General features: G+C 41.5%; 17 protein-coding genes. 3 read left to right on the top strand and 14 right to left on the bottom strand.

Going from position 1 to position 20,496, the window contains the following annotated elements; genetic code table 11:
• The first annotated feature begins 21 nt into the window (after window positions 1-21).
• Window positions 22-645, top strand: coding sequence for a prepilin-type N-terminal cleavage/methylation domain-containing protein (locus Q7S11_00800; GenBank protein MDO8572290.1), 624 nt, complete (start codon window positions 22-24; stop codon window positions 643-645).
• Window positions 646-737: 92 nt separating this feature from the next.
• Here Q7S11_00800 and Q7S11_00805 read toward each other — a convergent pair whose 3' ends face one another.
• From Q7S11_00805 to yihA, 4 genes are read right to left on the bottom strand one after another with little or no spacing between them, the layout of a single operon-like run.
• Window positions 738-1,541: a metal ABC transporter permease gene (locus Q7S11_00805; GenBank protein MDO8572291.1), complete on the bottom strand. Its 804-nt coding sequence runs from the start codon at window positions 1,539-1,541 to the stop codon at window positions 738-740.
• Window positions 1,542-1,564: 23 nt separating this feature from the next.
• Complete coding sequence (locus Q7S11_00810) at window positions 1,565-2,323, bottom strand: metal ABC transporter ATP-binding protein (GenBank protein MDO8572292.1); 759 nt, start codon at window positions 2,321-2,323, stop codon at window positions 1,565-1,567.
• Entirely contained in the window at window positions 2,314-3,237 is a 924-nt protein-coding gene (locus Q7S11_00815) for a zinc ABC transporter substrate-binding protein (GenBank protein MDO8572293.1), read from the bottom strand. The genes Q7S11_00810 and Q7S11_00815 overlap by 10 nt, the downstream gene beginning before the upstream one ends.
• Window positions 3,238-3,246: 9 nt before the next feature.
• Window positions 3,247-3,828, bottom strand: a complete 582-nt coding sequence (gene yihA / locus Q7S11_00820; protein ID MDO8572294.1) for a ribosome biogenesis GTP-binding protein YihA/YsxC — start codon at window positions 3,826-3,828, stop codon at window positions 3,247-3,249.
• 161 nt (window positions 3,829-3,989) lie between these two features.
• Between yihA and Q7S11_00825 the strand changes: the two genes are divergently transcribed.
• Complete coding sequence (locus tag Q7S11_00825) at window positions 3,990-4,712, top strand: DsbA family protein (GenBank protein ID MDO8572295.1); 723 nt, start codon at window positions 3,990-3,992, stop codon at window positions 4,710-4,712.
• 54 nt (window positions 4,713-4,766) lie between these two features.
• On the opposite strand, the gene Q7S11_00830 is transcribed toward Q7S11_00825, so the two are convergent.
• The 5 genes from Q7S11_00830 to sufB form a co-directional block, all read right to left on the bottom strand.
• Window positions 4,767-5,078 carry a metal-sulfur cluster assembly factor gene (locus Q7S11_00830; protein MDO8572296.1) on the bottom strand — a complete coding sequence of 104 codons (312 nt, stop codon included), beginning with the start codon at window positions 5,076-5,078 and terminating at the stop codon, window positions 4,767-4,769.
• A gap of 80 nt (window positions 5,079-5,158) precedes the next feature.
• Window positions 5,159-5,893, bottom strand: a complete 735-nt coding sequence (gene sufC, locus Q7S11_00835; protein ID MDO8572297.1) for a Fe-S cluster assembly ATPase SufC — start codon at window positions 5,891-5,893, stop codon at window positions 5,159-5,161.
• Window positions 5,894-5,946: 53 nt separating this feature from the next.
• A complete protein-coding gene (locus Q7S11_00840) occupies window positions 5,947-6,330 on the bottom strand; it encodes an iron-sulfur cluster assembly scaffold protein (GenBank protein MDO8572298.1) in 384 nt (127 codons plus the stop codon).
• Between the two features lie 20 nt (window positions 6,331-6,350).
• On the bottom strand, window positions 6,351-7,577 hold the full coding sequence (locus tag Q7S11_00845; GenBank protein ID MDO8572299.1) for a cysteine desulfurase: 1,227 nt from the start codon (window positions 7,575-7,577) through the stop codon (window positions 6,351-6,353).
• A gap of 3 nt (window positions 7,578-7,580) precedes the next feature.
• Window positions 7,581-8,951 (bottom strand): Fe-S cluster assembly protein SufB, encoded by a 1,371-nt coding sequence (sufB, locus tag Q7S11_00850; GenBank protein MDO8572300.1) that lies wholly within the window; start codon window positions 8,949-8,951, stop codon window positions 7,581-7,583.
• 108 nt (window positions 8,952-9,059) lie between these two features.
• On the opposite strand from sufB, the gene Q7S11_00855 reads away from it, so the two are divergent.
• Complete coding sequence (locus Q7S11_00855) at window positions 9,060-9,248, top strand: hypothetical protein (GenBank protein MDO8572301.1); 189 nt, start codon at window positions 9,060-9,062, stop codon at window positions 9,246-9,248.
• Between the two features lie 100 nt (window positions 9,249-9,348).
• Here the strand turns inward: Q7S11_00855 and Q7S11_00860 are convergent, their stop codons facing one another.
• From Q7S11_00860 to Q7S11_00880, 5 genes are all read right to left on the bottom strand, one after another.
• Window positions 9,349-10,599, bottom strand: a complete 1,251-nt coding sequence (locus Q7S11_00860) for a sigma-70 family RNA polymerase sigma factor (protein MDO8572302.1) — start codon at window positions 10,597-10,599, stop codon at window positions 9,349-9,351.
• Between the two features lie 23 nt (window positions 10,600-10,622).
• The gene (gene dnaG / locus Q7S11_00865; GenBank protein ID MDO8572303.1) at window positions 10,623-12,359 is read right to left on the bottom strand and encodes a DNA primase; all 1,737 of its coding nucleotides are present in this window, start codon (window positions 12,357-12,359) and stop codon (window positions 10,623-10,625) included.
• 97 nt (window positions 12,360-12,456) lie between these two features.
• The gene (gene rpoC / locus Q7S11_00870) at window positions 12,457-16,089 is read right to left on the bottom strand and encodes a DNA-directed RNA polymerase subunit beta' (GenBank protein ID MDO8572304.1); all 3,633 of its coding nucleotides are present in this window, start codon (window positions 16,087-16,089) and stop codon (window positions 12,457-12,459) included.
• A gap of 90 nt (window positions 16,090-16,179) precedes the next feature.
• The gene (locus Q7S11_00875; protein MDO8572305.1) at window positions 16,180-19,350 is read right to left on the bottom strand and encodes a DNA-directed RNA polymerase subunit beta; all 3,171 of its coding nucleotides are present in this window, start codon (window positions 19,348-19,350) and stop codon (window positions 16,180-16,182) included.
• 421 nt (window positions 19,351-19,771) lie between these two features.
• Entirely contained in the window at window positions 19,772-20,488 is a 717-nt protein-coding gene (locus Q7S11_00880; protein ID MDO8572306.1) for a tRNA (guanosine(37)-N1)-methyltransferase TrmD, read from the bottom strand.
• Between the last annotated feature and the right edge of the window lie 8 nt (window positions 20,489-20,496).

The raw sequence follows: 20,496 nt of genomic DNA on the forward strand, positions 1-20,496 counted from the left end.
CTGCTATAAAAAAGATTGGGTATGAATAATAAGATTGAAAAATATTTTGGGTCAAAAACAATATTTTTCAATAGAGGATTTACTCTCATTGAGCTCCTGGTTGTCATTGCGATTATCGGCATTTTGGCGTCGGTAGTTCTTGCGTCGCTTAATACCGCGAGAGACAAAGCAAAGACATCAAAAGTTAAGGCTGATCTTAGGTCATTGCGCACCGCTATCGCCCTTCTTGAAGATGACACGGGAAAATGGCCAAATGGATGCCCACCGGCAACAGTAGCTAACCCAGAGGTTGCGCTTGATAATGCGCTAGCGGGAATTAAAGTAACGTCAACAGTTGGTTGCACTGAAGATAGCAATAACAGCAATAACCCCACATGTGACGCCCCTATTGTGTGCCAGTGGACAGCACAAGATATCACGAATTGGAAAGGACCGTACATGCAAACACCTGTTGACCCATGGGGAAATTCTTATATTTTTGATCCTGACTATCACCAATATGCCGATTGTGGGACTGAACCAGCCTCAAATAAATATCCTACCATTCCAGAATTTGTTACCGTTTTTTCTTCTGGACCAGATGAATTGGGGAATGGGACAACGGGAACATACGGCTGTGATGACATATTCCTCAAAATACAATAAAAAGACCACAATCCAAAGCCTCGCTTTGGATTGTGGTGTATTTGTGTATTGAGGGATAAAACCCACAAATCTAGCTATAGGTTCTCTGCTACTTAAGATTGCGTTCGATTAAGCGCCAAACTCAAGATGAAAATGAGAAGCGCAACAACGACGATTGCTCCCCCGCTTGCGATATTCCAATAAAACGACAAGAAGAGTCCCGAAATAACAGATATCACCGAAAATATCACCGAGAGAACCATGGTGTCGCGGAAACCTCTGCTAAACTGCATCGCTGATATTACCGGAATTACCATAAGCGCACCAATCAGGAGTACACCAACAACCCTGATCGAAAGCGAGACAGTCACCCCGGCAAGTGCGGTTAAAATAAGCGCGAGTGTTTTTGTGCGCACGCCACTTGCACGCGCAAGGTCGATATCAAAAGAGAGAAAGAAAAATTCTTTATAGAGAAATTTTACAACCAGTATCAATAATACCGCGAGACCGAGTGTGAGGTACAAATCTAGAGGAGAAACAACGGAAATGCTGCCAAAAAGATAACTGAAAAGGTTCATGTTAAACCCCTTCGCAAGGCTCAACAGAATAACAGCGATTGCGAGACTTCCGGAAAGAAATAATGCGAGAACTGATTCACCAAGTATTTTTTTTGTTGTTCGAAGACGCTCAATACCAATCGAAGCGATGATAGAAGCTATAATGGCGGTAATAACAGGATTAAGCCCCAGAAGAAGCCCTATGGCGACACCTGCGAGCGAGACATGCGCCAATGTATCTGCCAAGAGCGAGTACCGCCTGACCACGAGAAACATGCCAATAACCGGAGCGACAACGGCAATGGCAAGCCCCGCCGCGAATGCTCGTATCATAAAATCAAATTGAAAAATTTCTAACATGGAATTTCTTATGAACCAATTGTCTAATGACTATGAATTACAAGGTTGATTTTATCTCCATAAAGCTTTTTAATAACTTCTTCGTCATGAAGTTGAGACGAGGGTCCCTCACACACCAAATTCTTATTCAGACAAATGACAGAACGCGCTTCAGTGGAAACAACATCAACGTCGTGTGATACAAAAATAATAGTTAGATGATGTTCACGATTGAGTCTACCCAAGAATTCATAGAATCTCTTCTGCGATCCCACATCAACTCCTGTCGTAGGTTCATCGAGTACCAAAATCTTTGGGTCGCCCGCAAGCGCGCGTGCTATAAAAACCTTTTGCATTTCCCCGCCTGAAAGCTGACCAATGAGGCGATCTTTTAAACCCAATACGCCACTCATATCCATCGCATGTCCTACCGCATCACGATCTTTTTCGGTGAGTCGTTTAAAAAGTCCACGTTTTGCAATACGCCCTGTCTCAACAATTTCTTCCACGGTTGCGGGAAAGCGATGTTCAGATTCTCCAACACGCTGGGGTACATATCCGATAATTGAACGGTCTTTGAGATTATGTATGTCCTGTCCCATAATGCGCACCACGCCACGCGCAGGCTCAATGAGTCCCAATAGTATCTTGAGAAGTGTTGTCTTTCCCCCGCCATTGGGTCCAATGATCCCGATATAATCTCCTTTGCGCACCGTAAAACTCACCGCCTCAAGAACCGGTATTTTATTATAAGAAAAATCTACATCTTCAAGTTGTATATAAGGAATTTCGTTTACATGCATACAAGTGCTTTTCTTAAATTATTCAAATTTGTTTTCATAACTGATATATAATCTTCGCCAACCTTTAGTTCCTCTTCTGTAAGAGTTTCTATCGGATTCAACACGAGTGTTTTAATTCCTACTTCCCGCGCAATCGTTTCTGCAAGCTTTGGACTTGCGGATGTTTCGAAGAAAATAAAACGAATATCTTTTTCTTTTGCTAATTGAGTTAGTTCGCCAATTTTTTTTGTAGAAGGTTCGTCTTCCGGAGAAATTCCGGCGATAGGGATGGTGTTTATAGTATACCGAATGCCGAGATATTCAAAGGCATTATGGGAAACAATAATATCATGATTAGCGCAGGTACCGAGACCCTCCTCAAAATCATGGTGCAATAAAGCAATTCTATTGATATATGCTTCCGCGTTTTTTTTAAACAGAGTCTGTTGTGATGGAACCAACGTTATTAAAGCATCGCGGATAATTCTTACCTCTTCGATAGCCAAAACGGGGTCAAGCCAATAGTGGGGATTGGAAAAATTTTGTGGATCTGATGTTTCTCCTGGGTGATTGAGAACGAGGTTCAATTGTTCGCTCATATTAAGAGCGTGCGCGTTACTTGAATTGATTAATTGATTCGCCCACGGATCAAATCCGGCGCCGTTGTATATAAAAAGCGTTGCATGTCCAACGGCAACGAGGTCGTTTGGTGTCGGTTCGTAATCATGAGGTTCGATACCTGGTGGCGTGATAACACGCACTGAAACAATATCTCCACCGATATTCTCAATAAAATTTCCCAGCACATAAAAACTGGTGACCACGGAAATTTTTTCTCCTGAACCTGAAGACGTGTCGCTCTTGGGTGCATAAAAACTCGCCACAATGGTAATTGAAGTAATCATGACGGTGATTATAATAACGCGTTTTAGCATATATTGATTTTACGGGAGAAGAGAAGAAGAAAGATTGCGTAATAATTTTTCCTTACCTTCTCCATTTTTTGCGGAATAAAAAAACACTTCCTCTCCCCCTGCTTGTTCACGAACCACTCGTTCTTGTTTTATACGCACACCACTTTTCACGCCATCAATCTTATTTGCTAATACAAGAATCGGATGACCACACTCTTTGAGGATGGTGAACATTTCTTGGTCGAGCTGTGTAAAGCCAACTCGTGCGTCGATAATCAACACGATTTTTTGTGGAGTCACACCTGAATACGTAAGATACCAAATAATAAGTTTGCGTAATTTTTCACGTCGCTTGGCGGGAATTTTTGCGAATCCATAACCCGGAAGATCGACGAAGTAAAACTTCTTATTCACGAGGAAAAAATTTATTTCTTGAGTTTTTCCAGGTTCCGCACTTGATCTCACTAAATTTTTCCTTCCTGTCAAGGAATTAATAACGCTTGATTTTCCAACGTTTGATCGCCCTACAAACACAATCTGTTTATGAAGATCTTCCAGAATAGGATCTGTTCCAACAATTCCCTTGATAAATTCTGCGGTTTTAATAGTCATGGTCAATAACATAAGATTACCCCAAGAGAACCTAAACTGCAATGACGCCGGTAAATTTATTTGCAGAGATTTTCCACTGTGCTATCATGACAAGTACGCGACAGTAGACATTAAAAGCATGCCGTAATAAATTAAATACGGCTAACCTAAAGCATAAAAACATGGAGCAGGAAAATAAGCAAGAAATCAAAAGCACTATGACCGTCCCTGTGGCAATCATTATCGCGGGAGCGATCATCGCAGGAGCGATTTTTTATACAAGCGGAAAATCCGGAACCATTCCCAAGCCGGTAGCAGAAGATGGTAAAAAAGAAGAGGTGGTTAAAATTCCCCCCGTTACTGCCAAAGACCACATACTCGGTAATCCCGATGCTCCAGTTGTACTCGTTGAATACTCAGACACGGAATGCCCGTACTGCAAGACATTTCACCCCACGGTAAAACAGATTATGGATCAGTATGGCAAAGACGGAAAAGTTGCATTAGTATATCGTCACTTCCCGCTTGATTCTATACACCCTAAGGCGCGAAAAGAAGCCGAGGGCGCAGAATGCGCAAACAACCTTGGTGGAAATGATAAATTCTGGGCATATATGGACAGAATTTTTGAAATTACGCCATCAAATAACCAACTTGATCCGGCAAAAATCCTAGAGATTGCAAAGTATATCGGATTAGATGGCGCAAAATTTGAGACATGTCTCAATTCGGGTAAATATGCTGCGCATATTGAGGAAGATTTTCAGGGAGGGCTTAAGGCGGGTGTAACGGGAACTCCTTCTACGTTCGCAATCATCAAGAAAACAGGTGAACAAGTGGTTATCCCGGGAGCACAACCACTTGCTTCGGTGAAGTCTTTTATCGATAGCGCACTAGCAAAATAGTATTATACTCTGTTCTTTTATTCTTTTATAAAAACTCCCCGCCTAGGGGAGTTTTTATAATCCGAGCAACGTACGCAATTCCTCCGCAGGCTCCCACGGAGGTTCGAAAGTAAAATCCACTTTAACATTCTCCACATCTTTTTCTTTCATAAGTTCACCAACATTTTTTTTAACATCACGAAAAATATCATCTGCGAATGGGCAAAACGGCGTGGTTAAGGTCATTAATATCTTAATCTCCTTATCATCAATCATAATCTTATACACCAATCCAAGAGTCCAAATATCGATTCCCAATTCAGGATCTTTGACCTGTTTTAATTTCTCGATTATTGCTTTTTCGGTAATTGTATTAGGTGTATGCATATTTTTCTAAAAGATTCGAACTCTTAACTTATAACTTTTAAGTATTGCCCTCCTAAGGCTACTAACTACAAGCTATTGCATTACATATTAAATCCTTTTTCTTCAATTTCCTCCATGAGCTCATACCCTCCTGTCTTTTTTATTCTCCCCTCTTTCATTATATACACCGCATCAGGCTTAATATAATCCAAGATTTTAGTAGCATGCGTTACTAAAAGAAAACCAGTACCCTTTTTTGTAAGTCTCACGATTGCAGAAAATACTTTTTTTAAAGAATCCACATCGACTCCGGAATCTATTTCGTCCAAAAAAGCAAACTCTGGTTCAAGTAAAGCCATCTGTAAAACTTCCGAAAGTTTTTTCTCTCCTCCGGAAAAACCTACATGTAATTCACGCTTAAGGAGCGCATCAGGAATTTCGAGAAGAGATGCGGTCGCCATAATCGTCTTGTAGAATTCGAGTACCGAAATATTTTTCCCCGTAATCTCTTGGTGCGACGTATGAATAAATTTTAAAAGAGTTACTCCAGATACTTCCGGAAGATATTGCATAGAAAAAAACATCTTCAGTTTTGCCTTTTTTTCAGTAGTAATCTTCGTTATATTTCTGCCGTTAAGAGTGATTGTCCCTTCCGTAATCTTATATTTTGGATGTCCAAAAATACCCTTAAGGAGACTGGATTTACCTGACCCATTAGGACCCATAAGCATGGAAATCTTTCCCGGTTTCATTTCTAAAGAGACATTGCTTACAACAACTTTTTCTTGAGTTTCCACGGACAAATTCCTTACGTTCAATATTTTCTGTTCAACCATAATTCGTAATCCAATTTCCAAGGACAATTTTAAATGGCACCACTTGGAAATTATTACTGATTGCTATCAAGTTTTTTTAGTCCATTACTTAATGCCTCATATGAAAGAAGCGCGCAATTAACACGGGCGGGGCTTATGCGAACCGCAAGCATGCTGTAGATATCGCCAGGAGATAATAGCTTCACATCACGGAGTTCCATTCCACGGAGTTTATCGGTAAGCATGGAGCCTGCGGCCTGACTCACAACACACCCTTCACCAAGGAATGATACTTCAATGAGTCTATGTTCTCCACTCAAATTGATATAAATCGCGACATCATCTCCACATATTGGGTTTGAAGCACTACCTTGTATATTTGCATAAGGAAGCTCCCTTTTATTGTGTGGGTTACGATAATGTTCCAAAATATGCTCTTTGTATAGTTCTTCGTCCATTGTTGTTCAGAAGTAATTTGTTAGTCAATTGTGGTTTTAAGAAACATCGTATGCGCACGATCAATGCTTATTACCAACCTATCAATATCATTTTTACTATTATACATATAAAAACTTGCGCGAGCAGTAGCACGTACCCCCAAGGTTTCTATAAGTGGCTGCGCGCAATGATGTCCTGCGCGAATCGCTACATCGTCTCGTCCGGCAATTTCTGCTATGTCGTGAGAATGAATACCTTCTATTATAAAAGAAACGATGCCGACATTTTTCTTTGTATTTTTTTGAGTAAAAATTTTGACCCCGTTGATTTTCTCTAGTTTCTTGATTGCATCTTCCGTAAGTTCTTGCACATGTTTGTGAATATTTTGGATACCAATCTCTTCGAGATATTCAACTGCCGCACCAAGACCAATCGCTCCGGCAATGTTCTGTGTCCCCGCTTCAAAACGGGCAGGTGCTCTCTTCCATGTTGCATCGGTAAGTGTTACTTTTTCTACGATACCACCGCCAAAAATACTTGGTTCCACTTTATAAAGTAGTTCTTTCTTGCCATACAATACGCCAATTCCTGTCGGTCCAAGCATCTTGTGTCCGGAAAAATACAGGAAATCTGCATCAAATTCCTTTACATCAACGGAAATATGCCCGACTGCTTCCGTGCCATCAACCACCATAAGCGCCCCCACCTCATGTGCGAGATTCGCAATAGTTTTTATGTCATTAATCGTTCCCAAAACATTACTCGCAAGTATGACCGAAACAATTTTTGTCTTTGGGGTAATAAGTTTTTCTGCTTCACGATAGTCTAGATGAAAATCGCTTGTCATGGAAATATGCTTTAGAACGAGCTTGCGCCGTTTTGCAAGTTTTTGGAGTGGAATAAGTGTTGAATGATGCTCCATTACTGTGGTCACGATTTCATCACCCTCCCTAAGTTCAAGGGACTCCTCAATACTTCGAATAAGCATATTTGACGAATCTGTTGCTCCACTCGTAAAAACTATCTCCCCCTCGTCTGCACCAATAAACCGCGCGATTTTTCTTCGAGCACCTTCGTAGCTTTCTGTCGCTTGTTCCCCCATTCTGTATAACCCGCGATGAATATTTGAACGAAACCCCGTATAATATTCTTCCATCGCTTTCAACACTCCCTCGGGTGTTTGTGAGGTTGCGGCACTGTCCAAGTAAACAAGGTTGGAAACTTTTTTAAAAATGGGAAAATTATTTTTTATGTCTTTGGATATCATGATTTAGTATTTCCCCTCCCCCATTTCAAGCGAGATAAGCTTGTTAAGTTCAAGTGCATATTCAAGTGGAAGTTCTTTGATGATCGGATTTGCGAAACCGGTCACCGCAAGGCGCACCGCCGCCTGCTCCGAAAATCCGCGAGTTTTCAAATAAAAAATTTCGTCTTCCCCAATGCGCCCAATACGTGCTTCATGACTGATTTCAACCTGATCGTTTGCATTTTGCACCGATGGAAATGTATTCGCCTGCGACTTTTCATCGAGAAGAAGTGACTCGCACACGAGCGACGAGCGAGTGTTTGTTGCATTGGGAGCTACCTTAATGAGTCCGCGATAATTGGCAATTCCACCGTCTTTTGAAATTGATTTTGAATAAATGGTCGATGAAGTATTGGGAGCAAGGTGAAGTGTCTTTCCCCCTGTGTCTTGTATCTGACCCTTTCCCGCAATCACAAGACCGATGTTGGCTGCTTTTGCCCCTTCCCCTTTTAAAACCGACGAGGGATAGAGCATAGTGACGCCCGAGCCCATATTGCCGTTGACCCATTTTATCTCCCCGTCTTTCTCCACGATTGCACGTTTTGTGTTGAGGTTGTACGTATTAAGCGACCAGTTCTCGATGCTGATATATTTCATTTTTGCTCCAGGAAGCACAAAAAGTTCAACACAGCCTGCATGAAGTGATGAGTAATTATATTTTGGTGCGGAACATCCTTCGATATATTCGATTTCTGAACCCTCATCAGCAATAATAAGCGTGTGTTCGAATTGTCCGCTACGCGCGCGATTCATTCTAAAGTATGCCTGAAGCGGCATTCCGACTTTCACCCCCTTGGGTACATAAATAAATGTCCCCCCACTCCAGACAGCAGCATGAAGCATCGTGAATGTATGCTCTTCAATCGGAACACAATCGGTCATAAAATATTTTTTCACGAGCTCGGGATATTTTTGTACCGCAACATCCATATTTTCAAAAACAACTCCCTTATCTGCGAGAGATTTTTTAAGCCGATGATACACAACACCAGAATCATATTGTGCGCCAACACCGCCCAAATATTCCCGCTCCGCTTTTGGAATCCCTAATTTTTCAAATGTATCTGTGATTTCTTTGGGAAGTTTTTTCCATTGGTCTGTTTCCGGAGCATCGGGATCGACGTAATAGATCATATTTTTCAGATCAAGACCCGAGAGGTCTGGGCCGAATCTTGGAAGTTTTGCGGTTTGATAAAGCCCATAAGCTTTGAGCCGCTTCTCAAGCATCCACTTCGGTTCTTTTTTTACCGCAGAAATATGGCGCACTAAAGCTTCCGAGAGTCCTGTATGGGTTTTCAGTTTTTGTTTTTTTGTCACTGTTTTTGTGGTTTTCATTGATATTGACCCTGCTATATTCTGCAGAAGGATGATCGCTATAGTATTTGATTTATTGTACCAAATGTGTAAGCATACAAACAGTTCTTTAATCCTATGAGGTGATTTATGCACACAAGAATCTGGGAGGTTGTTCTTTTCGTATTACTTGGATTGGGTTGTATTTTCAGTATCATAGTCGCACTTCCTGTCAACCCGACATCCGTGAGACTGGTCGTTCTATGTGCGGTTACTGGAATCTTGGGTGCACGTGCCCTTTTCATTGCAGGATATGATTACGCAAATCTAAAAAAGTAGGACTAAAAAATTGGTCTGTTTTGTTAATTGGTTTTTAAAACGGCGCACACAGTGCGCCGTTTTTTTATGTTACGTGTTACAAGTTATACGCTACGCGACTTCAGTAATTCTTAAGCCGCAGAGCTTTCTCATGCATGCGGATCTTTTCAAGCGCTTTTGCTTCAATTTGGCGGATACGTTCGCGTGTCACGCCAAACTCTTTCCCCACTTCTTCGAGTGTGTGTATGACGCCATGCGCATCACCCAATCCATGCCGCATTTCAAGAATTTTACGTTCTTTCGGAGAAAGATCGTCTAAAATCTCTGTTACTTGATCGGTAAGAATGCGCCGTGAAGAATCCTGATCAGGTGCAAGAATTTTCTCGTCCGCAATAAATTCTCCCAATGTTGACTTCTCGTCACCCTCATCGCCGATCGGTTTTTCAAGTGAAACGGTGTCTTGATCGATCTTTTCAATCGTATGAATTTTGTCCACTTCAACACCCATTTCAGTTGCAATTTCTTCCGCAAGCGGTTCGCGTCCAAGGTCTTGCGAAAGACGGCGCACTACTTGTTTGTATTTCGCAATCGTCTCAACCATGTGCACCGGAATACGAATGGTGCGCGATTGGTCTGCAAGCGCGCGAGTGATCGCCTGCCTAATCCACCATGTTGCATAGGTGGAAAATTTATATCCCTTCGACCATTCAAATTTGTCAACTGCTTTAAAAAGCCCTAGATTCCCTTCTTGAATAAGGTCTAAAAGGGTTAAGTCTGCACTTCTTCCCACATATTTTTTTGCTATAGAAACAACAAGGCGAAGGTTGGCACGGGCAAGAAGATTTTTTGCCTCCATGTCGCCTTTTTCTATGCGTTTAGCAAGTTCTTTTTCTTCATGCGCACTGATAAGCGGATATTGCCCAATCTCTTTAAGATACATCTGAATCGAGTCATATGATGATCCTTCGCTATAAAGTTTTTTGCCTGTTTCCGGTCCCGTCTGGAGAAGATCGCCTCCCTCAAGTACATCGATGCCTGCTTTATTGAGACGCTCATACAACTCATCGAGAAATGAAACATCATCTTCAATATTGGGAAATTCTTTAAGGAGCTCATCGTACGTCACAAATCCGCGCTCATACCCTTTTAAAATAAGCGTGTCAGCTTTTTTATTTAAACTGTCTCCCCGTTTTTTTGCAACTTTTATGAGTTTTGCTTCGATTGCTTTTTCTTTTTTTGTAGGCTTCTTAACCAGCTCTTTTTTTATCATCTTCTTTGATACAGAAGAAGAGCGTTTTACCTTACGAGATAAAACTTTTTTCGTTTTTTTCACCTTTTTCGTTTTCTTTTCTGTGGAAGATTTTTTTACCATAGATTAATAATTATAGTATTAAATTACTTTTTTACAATCTCACTTAATTTTTTTGAAATTTCTTGGCATTTTTTTAAAATTTCCATTGACCGCGTCGTGTCTCCTTTATGTTCCACATCTCGCAGTTCATCCATCGCAATGACAAGTTGTTCCTTAAGGACTTCTTCTTCTAAATTTGCAAGAAGGAGTTCTATCTCTTGGGGTAATTCTTTCAAATCTTGATAATATATTTCCGCTTCAAAAATAAGGTTGTTTTTTTCTTTTTCTGGAAGATCTTTTTTTTCTTTAAGTGTGCTTTCGCCGACAATCACTCCATATTGCTGTTCCCATCCTACCCTGTCCGCCAATGGCTTTGAAGTACTTTCTTGCCAAAGCAGAATTCCTAATATCTTTCGCTCTATGTTTTGCCGTCTTCCTAATTCAGCAGATTGACTACTTTTGTCCGCCTTTTCTTCGGGTTCTCGATAAGAAGTGTCTGCAAGCTCGTTTCCTCTAAGTTTTTTGAGTTCTTCCCAGATTGGCTCTTCACTTAAATGGAGCGCTCGTGCCGTTTCAGAAACAAAATGTGCCTGATCAATAGTGTTTCTTAATTTCACGATATAGGGAAGAACAAGCTCGCTGGTTTTTTTACGAAACGTCCTCATATCATATCCTTTCCCCGAAAGAGCCTTGAGGTAAAAATCTATAATGTGTCGCGCATTGAGAACACTGTGTTTCCAGCCTTCCGGGTCTTTCATGACAACGTCTGCCGGATCAAGACCTGAAGGAATTTCCGCAACTCTCACATCAAATCCTAGGGATAATGCCAAGTCAACACCTTTTTTTGATGCGGACAATCCCGCTTCATCAGCATCAAATGCAATAACAAGTGTATCAGCAAGACGTTTAATTAAAATCAAATGATCTTTAGTAAGCGCAGTCCCCGATGATGCGACAGTATGTACGACCCCAGATTGATGTGAAAGAACGAGGTCCATTTGCCCCTCAACCAAAACAGCTGTATTTTCTTTTCGAATCGATTGTTTTGCTTTGTCAAAACCGTACAAAATTTTCGACTTGTGAAAAACTTCGGTCTCTGGACTGTTTACATATTTTGCCTGTTTGTCAACATCACCTTGTTCGGTCCCTGGAAGAATTCTGCCTGAAAATCCAACGATTTTCCCTCCATTATCAGCAATAGGAAACATCACTCTTCCGCGGAATCTGTCGTAATATCCTTTCTCGCTTTTTATTGAGAGCCCTGCTTTCAGAAGATGTTCTGGAGTAAATCCCTTTTTTTGAAGAAATTCGGAGAGTGATCGCCACTCCGAAGGAGCATACCCCAACCGAAATTCTTTAATCGTTTCATCCATGATTCCACGCTTGATGAGATACTCATGAGATTCTTTATTTTTTTCTAAATGATTCGAAAAGAACTTTGTGGACTCTTCAAGTACGGCGAAAATTTTCTCTCGCTCGCGGCTTTCTCCAGGTTCCGATACGTTCATACGAACTCCCGCACGTTCCGCTAATGTACCGAGTGCTCCACGAAAATCTAATCCTTCGATTTCCTGAACAAAACTCAACATATCTCCGCCTCGATTGCATCCAAAACAATGATACGTTTCGCGTGAGGGTGAAATGAAGAATGACGCAGTTTTTTCGTTATGAAACGGACATCGAGCTTTAAAATTACTCCCCGCCCGTTCAAGCTTTATGTAAGAGCCTATAACGTCGACGATACTCAATTTTGATTTTATCTGTTCGACAACGGATGCCATAAAGTCAGTTTATAAAGTAGAAAGTTTGTAAAGTTTGTAAAGAAAAGAGTTGTATCTTCACTTTATGAACTTTATAACCTTACGAACGTTCAACTCATTATACAGATTCTTCCTTCTTTTCCCCTTTTGTTGCCATCGTCTCACGAAATCCTGTTCCTGCAGGAATAATACGACCGATGATAACATTTTCCTTGAGACCGCGAAGCTCGTCAACGCCCCCGCGAATCGCCGTATCAATGAGAACACGCGTTGTATTTTCAAATGACGCTGCTGAAAGCCAGCTTTGCGTGGTAAGCGCGACTTCAGAGATGCCAAGAACCACGAAATCCGCCTTTGCCTTTTCACCGCCATCTTCCGCAACACGATCATTCTCTTCAGCAAGTTCGCCGGATTCAACAACCTCCCCTAACCCAAATCGCGTTCCCGCAGGATCCTTAATCTTTCTTCGAGAGAACATCTGTCGCACAATGACTTCTATGTGTTTACGTGAAATTGAAGCTCCTTGAAGTTGATAAATTTTATTGACTTCGTTGATGATGTAATTTTCTGCGGCATCTTTGCCTCCGTATTCAAATACTTCGGCAATATCTGCAGAACCGTCAGTAAGAAGAGCCCCCTTTTTTACCGTTTCGCCCACCTTCACGAGTATCATTCTTCGTGGATGTACGATATATTCAATTTTTTCTTTTTTAGTTTTTGTGAGAGATTTTGGATCAGGGAGAACAACAATCTTCTTTTCTTGTTCAGAATCTAATAGTTCTATAACATCTCCATCTATCTGACTAACTACCGCAGGACTCTTGGGAATTCTTCGCTCAAAAATTTCTTCCACGCGCGGAAGACCCATAGTAATATCTCCTCCCACTTCTGCAATTCCTCCTGAGTGGAACGTACGCATGGTTAACTGTGTTCCCGGCTCTCCAATCGCCTGTGCAGCAATTATTCCAACCGCTTCTCCATATCCAACAAGAACATTCTTAGAAAGATCTGCGCCGTAACATGTTTTACAAATCCCATGCAATGCCTTACAGGTAAGTGGTGATCGTACATGGGCTTCGGTAATTCCATCTTTTTCAACGGCTTGCGCTTCTTTTTTAGTGAGAAGATGTCCTTTTTTGAAAAGAGTTTTTCCATTTATGCCAACAATATCCTTCATGATAACTCTTCCACGAATGTCACGTGAGAGCGGTGTTTCAAACCCCGCAAGACTTTCGCGCTTAATAATTTTTCCCTCCTTGTCCCCACAATCTTCTTCCGTAATAATTGCGTCTTGCGCAACATCAACAAGTCTTCTTGTGAGATATCCGGCCTTTGCGGTATTAAGCGCGGTGTCAGCAAGACCCTTTCGAGAACCGTGAGTCGTGATAAAAAATTCAAGCGGTGAAAGCCCTTCTTTGTTCGATGGAATAATTGGGAAATCAAGCGTACGTCCTGCGGTGTTAATAATAAGACCTTTCATACCAGCCATGTTTACCACCTGTGAAAGCGTTCCACGCGCGCCTGATTTAATCATGTCATACGCGGATCCATTCGGGTCAAGGGTGGTGGGCATTATTTTTTCAATTTCATTTCGAACCCCCTGCCAAATTTCAATAACTTTACGATATCTCTCTTCGTCAGAAAGAAGCCCGTCGTTATATTGAGTTACCACAATTGCATTTTCCGCTCGTGCTTTTGCGACAATTTCTTTTTTTGCGGTTGGAACGCGTACTTCATCAATTCCCCAGGTAATTCCTGATTTTGTAACATACTTATACCCAAACGCTTTGATTTTATCGAGAACATCTGGTGTTGCATCAATACCATACGTATTAATGAGATCGTCGACAATTTGTTCAAGATCTTTCTTGCCGACTTCTTTGTTAATGTAGGCGAAATCTTTTGGCAAAACGCTATTAAAGAGGAGCCTCCCGACAGATGTTTCAAATACTCCGCCTCCAAATTCTTTGTATTTTGGACTATCAGTGCCCATCACTTTTATTTTTGCGCGAAATCCAACTTGCCCAAAGTCATATGAAGTAATGGCATTGTTCGGGGTTGGGAAAATTTTTCCTTCTCCTTTGTCGCCAGGAATTATCTTGGTCATCCAATAGCATCCGAGTACGATATCTTGTTTTGGGTTTACAATAGGATCGCCATTGCCGGGACCAAGAAGATTTTTATTTGATGCCATGATTTCACGGGCTTCTTCTTGAGCTTTTTTAGAAAGCGGAACGTGTACTGCCATCTGGTCACCGTCGAAGTCGGCATTAAACGCCGTACACACGAGCGGATGGACCTGGATTGCATTGCCTTCGATAAGCACAGGGTTGAATGCTTGAATACCAAGACGGTGAAGTGTCGGCGCACGATTAAGCATTACGTACTTACCCTTAATCACTTCTTCCAAAATTGCCCACACTTCCGGCACGCCCTCGTCAATAAGGCGTCCTGCTCCGCGAATATTAAATGCTAATTCACGTTCAAGGATTTTTGAAATAACGAAAGGGCGGAAAAGCTCAAGTGCCATGTGTTTGGGAATTCCACATTGGCTTAATTTAAGATTTGGTCCAACAACAATAACGGAACGACCCGAATAATCAACACGTTTTCCTAAAAGGTTTTGTCTGAAAAGACCTTGTTTACCCTTGAGACTGTCGGAAAGTGATTTGAGGGTTCGTTTTTGTGCTTGACTCATGGCAGCAGATTGCGCTCGCCTGATTGAGTTATCCAGAAGAGAATCAACGGCTTCCTGTAAAATTCGTTTTTCGTTGCGTAAAATGACATCGGGCGCACCGATCTCTTTTAATTTTTTAAGTCGATTATTACGATTGATTACACGACGATAGAGATCGTTGATATCTGATGTCGCATGCCTTCCTCCTTCGAGTGCAACCATCGGGCGAAGCGCGGGAGGAGTAATGGGGATTACCGTAAGAAACATCCACTCTGGACGAACTTTTGAATTAATCATAGCTTTTACCACACCAAGCCGTTTTTGAAGTTTTGCACGTTCCGCAGCGCCGGCATTGAGAAGCTCTCCCTGAAGTTTATCTTTGAGTTTATTAAGATCAAGATTTTTGAAGATATTATAAATCGCTTCCGCGCCAATACTTGCTTCAAACACTGTGCCGTATTTAAGTGAAAAACGATGATAGGTTGCTTCATCAAGCACACGACCAAGGCTGATACTTTCAATTTCTTTTTTAGCGTTACTCAATAGTTCCTTGATCTTCTCCTTTGATTTATCGTCACTAAGTGCATTCACTTTCACCTTGTACTCTGTATCAAGCTTTTTCATGAGTTTCTCTTTCTCGTTTTCGTTAACTTGAGTTATGGCATAACCGGCAAAATAAATCACCTTCTCAAGTTCAGAAACAGGGATATTGAGAATAAGCCCGATTCTTGAAGGAACGCCACGCAAAAACCAAATATGAGCAACGGGACTTGCAAGTTCAATATGCCCCATGCGCTCTCGACGTACGATACTTCGTGTTACTTCAACTCCGCATTTTTCACACACAATATTTTTATAACGAATCCTCTTATATTTTCCACAATAACATTCATAATCTTTTTCGGGACCGAAAATGCGTTCGTCAAAAAGACCCCCACGTTCGCTACGCTGGGTTCGATAGTTGATGGTTTCAGGCCTTGTAACTTCGCCATATGACCATTCTTTAATACGCTCCGGGGATGCAAGCTTGAGAAGTACAGCATCAAAATCAAATTTTTCTTTCATTGGTTTCATGGGTATAAAATTAAAGTTTAAAAATCAAAGTTTAAAATTATTGTGTCGCCTTCGGCGACGCCGTAATTTTTCATTTTGATATTTGCATTTTTATTTTTCTTTCGTCCCGCCTTCTCTTTTTCGCAGTTCGACATCAAGACCAAGACCGCGAAGGTTGTTCAGTAATACATTAAATGATTCAGGGAGATTGTTTTGCCTGACATCATCACCCTTTACGATGGAATCAAACGCGGCTGAACGCCCCGATATGTCATCTGACTTTACCGTAAGCATTTCGCGTAACACATGCGTTGCGCCATATCCTTCTAGTGCCCAGACTTCCATTTCTCCAAATCGCTGTCCTCCACCTTGTGCTTTTCCGCCAAGTGGCTGTTGTGTGATGAGAGAGTATGGTCCAATGGAGCGCATGTGAATCTTGTCTTCAACCATGTGGTGAAGCTTCATAATATACATATACCCTATGGCACTTTTTTGTTCAAAAGGTTCTCCTGTTCTGCCATCATACAGTTGCACCTTTCCATCAGCAGGAAACCCAGCTTTCACCAATTCTTCTTTTATTTCTTCAGCCGTTGCACCCATGAACCCAGGAGATATTGCCTGATAATTAAGCGTGTGCGCAGCAAGTCCCAAGTGAAGTTCGAGCACTTGTCCTAAGTTCATTCGAGAAGGAACGCCGAGAGGTGTCAAAATAACATCTACCGGCATACCGTCTTCACCGTAGGGCATATCTTCTTCAGGTAAAATAATAGAAATAACTCCCTTGTTCCCGTGACGCCCCGCAAGTTTATCGCCCACAGAAACACTGCGGAGTTGTGCAACTTCAATATGAATGCGTTTGATGATTCCCGAGTCGAGATTGTCTCCCTTGTCTCGTGAGAATACTTTTACGCCCACCACGCGTCCGCGCTTGCCATGCTCCATGCGAAGTGATGTATCTTTCACGTCACGCGCTTTTTCACCAAAGATTGAACGAAGAAGTCGCTCTTCTGGAGTAAGTTCCGCTTCTCCTTTGGGTGTAATTTTTCCGACCAAAATATCGTTCGGATGTACCTCGGCACCTACGCGCACAATACCATCCTCATCCAAATCTTTCAGTTTGCCTTCGCCGACATTGGGAATATCATGTGTTGTTATTTCTGGACCAAGTTTAGTGTCTCGCACATTTACCACAAACTCATCCATGTGAATGCTTGAGAATTTACTGTTTTTAACCAGACGTTCTGAAAGAATGATCGCGTCTTCGTAGTTTGCACCACCCCATGCCATAAACGCAACCATTACATTTTGCCCAAGCGCAATCTGACCACCTTCGGAAGAAGAAGTATCTGCTAACACATTCCCTTTTTTTATTTTCTGACCCAGATCAACCGCGCAACGTTGATGAAACGCGGTGAAACCGTTGGTTCTTGAATATGAAATAAGGTTGTATTCATGGTCTTTACCTTTCGTATCTTCAATAATAATTTTTCGCGCATCAAGATATTTAACCACACCATCTTCTTTCGCAATAACCACTCTTCCTGTATCACGCGCCGCTTTTTCTTCAATGCCCGTCGCAACAATTGGCGCTTCTGGTGAAATGCATGGTGTTGCTTGTTTTTGCATGTTTGAACCCATGAGCGCGCGGTTTGCATCATCGTGCTCAAGAAATGGAATCATTGAAGTAGCTATTGAAAATGCCTGACCGGGAGCAACGTCGATAAAATGGACCATATCACGAGGAACAAGGGTTGGTTTTCCACTTGAACGTACTTCAACGTGTTCGTCGGCAATGTTGCCATGTTCATCATAGCGAATCGCACCATGGGCAATGTTATAACCTTCCTCTTCAAGTCCGTCAAAATATACAATTTCTTTTGTAATTTTTCCTTTTACTACTTTTGCGTATGGGGTTTCAATAATGCCGAAGTCATTTACACGTGCGTAGGTTGACAAACGGAGAATAAGACCGATATTCGGACCTTCTGGTGTGTGGATTGGGCAAAGTCTGCCGTAATGTGATGGGTGAACGTCACGCACCTCAAGACCTGCACGCTCTCGTGTGAGACCTCCGGGACCAAGTGCGGAGAGCGTGCGCAAATGTTCAATCTCCGTAAGAGTATTGTACTGCGCCATGAACTGCGAAAGTTGGTTGGTCGTAAAAAATTCTTTGATTCGGGCCTGGAGTGGACGCGGGCTGATGAGCTGAATCGGAAGTGTTGCATCAGAATCGATTGTAGACATTCGGTCCTGAATATTTCGCTTCATTTGAGACATTCCAACACGTACCTTCTGCTGCATCATTTCTCCTACGGGTCGCACGCGCCGCGATCCCAAATGGTCGATATCGTCAGGAAGCGCTTTGGGTGTCTGATTGAGGGTAACAATATGGCGAGCAATGATTGCAATATCATCAGAAGTTACTGTTCTTTTTTCTATATCTGTTTTTCCCGTACCCTTACCAAATCTACGATTAAATTTAAAACGACCGACTTCTGAAAGGTCGTATTTTTCCTTGCTGAAAATGGAAAGAATAAATTCTTTTGCATGATCTGCTGTCGCGAGATCTCCATCACGCAAGCGCTTATAAATTTCAACATAGGAGTCGGCTACACTTTTTGCAACATCTTTTGATAGAGAAATCTCGATAACTTTTTTGGCTTCTGGATTATCACTAAACGCTTTCAGTATCGCCTCATCAGTGTGAAGTCCTAGTACGCGAAGAAGGGACGTAATGGGAAATTTACGCTTCTTATCAATACGCACATAAATCGCTCCATCTGATTCGGATTCTATTTCAACCCACGCTCCACGAGCAGGGATAATTTTTGCACCAAAATATCGCTTGCCTTTTGATTCCTGAATATTAAAGAAAATTCCGAACGAACGCGCGAGTTGTGGCACAACCACGCGTTCCACTCCATTGATAACGAACGTACCATGTTCGGTCATAAGCGGAAAATCAGCAACGAAAATCTCCTGCTCTTTATCTATGTTAAGAGTCTTGTTCTTGAGTTTGACGCGTGCACGGATTGGAGCTTCGTAAGTTAGTTTATTTACCTTAGCGTAATGCTCGTCATATTTGGGCTTTGAAAGTTCAAATCCCGTGAACTCAAGTTCAAACTTTTTTTCCGAATAATCTTTGATGGGAGAAAACTCCTTGAATACTTCTGCGAGACCTTTCTCGATAAGCCATTGATACGATTTTACTTGTGTATCCGTAAAATTTGGCAACTGTTCGAGAGCTTCTTTGTAACGTGAAAAATGTTTTTTTTCTCTCATAACGCAAAAAATAAAAGGGGATAAATCTTTTGTTGTCGTCGCTCGTTCGGAACCGCAAAACTTTATTTTGTGGTTCTCTCACATCGTTAGACAATAAACGCAAAAAGAAACCCTACCTTTTAATTATGAAGGCTATTAAACTAGCTTATAATGCTAAGAATTTTTTTGCAAAATTATGCAAAAGCTAGACTCTTAATTACTGCGAAAAGTGAAATGTTTTACATTTCTTGCTTCATCGCAAATATGGGGAGAAATATGCAGAAATTCAGAAATAACTCAATCATTCAAGCGTTAGAGGGATTATACACTCGGTGTACTTTTTGTCAAATTTTTCTGGAAATCCTACTGGGGATAACGGCCAGGAATGCACTTTTGTTTGTATCGAGTTGTTCAATTCATGTGCGATTGGAGGATATGTTAATTACATATCAGAAGCTAAGCGTTTTCTTTTCCACTCTTCTATTGCCTTGTGATTCCCCGATAGCAAGACTTTGGGAACCCGATATTTTTTACCTTTGTACTCCAAGATTTCAGGTCTTGTGTATACATCAGATGAAGTGATACGATGCTCTTCTATAGATTCATCTTTCCCAAGAACTCCGGAAATATGACGCGCTGTTGCGTCGATAACTATCGCCGAAGGTAGTTCCCCCCCTGTCAAAACATATGGGCCTATGGAGACTTCTTCGGCATGAAGTATTCTTTTTACCCGTGCATCTACTCCTTCATAACGTCCAGCAATGAGTATAATATCCGTATACCGTTTACTAATATTTATTGCATACGAATTGGTAAATTGTTTTCCAGAAGTGGCAAATAAAATTACTTTTACTTTCCTGTTGGCTTTTTTCTTAATCTTTTTTTGAATCATTTCTACCGCATCAATGAGAGGTTTTGCTTGAAGTACCATACCAGGACCTCCTCCGTAAGGTCTATCATCTACCTTAAGATACTTTTTAGTCTTCGGTAATCCACTCAAAACCTTTTTTTGTCCACGCCGGTGAATAAAATCCCGAAGTTGATATAACGAAATTGTTATAATCTTATGGTGTACCGCGCGCCCTAGAATAGAAGCTTGTAGATAGGGCTCAATCGCTTCTGGGAAAAGTGTGACTATGTGAAAATTAACTTGTGCCATACTACAAA

The sequence above is a fragment of the bacterium genome (genome assembly GCA_030648955.1).
Taxonomy (GTDB): domain Bacteria; phylum Patescibacteriota; class Minisyncoccia; order Phycocordibacterales; family JAUSHB01; genus JAUSHB01.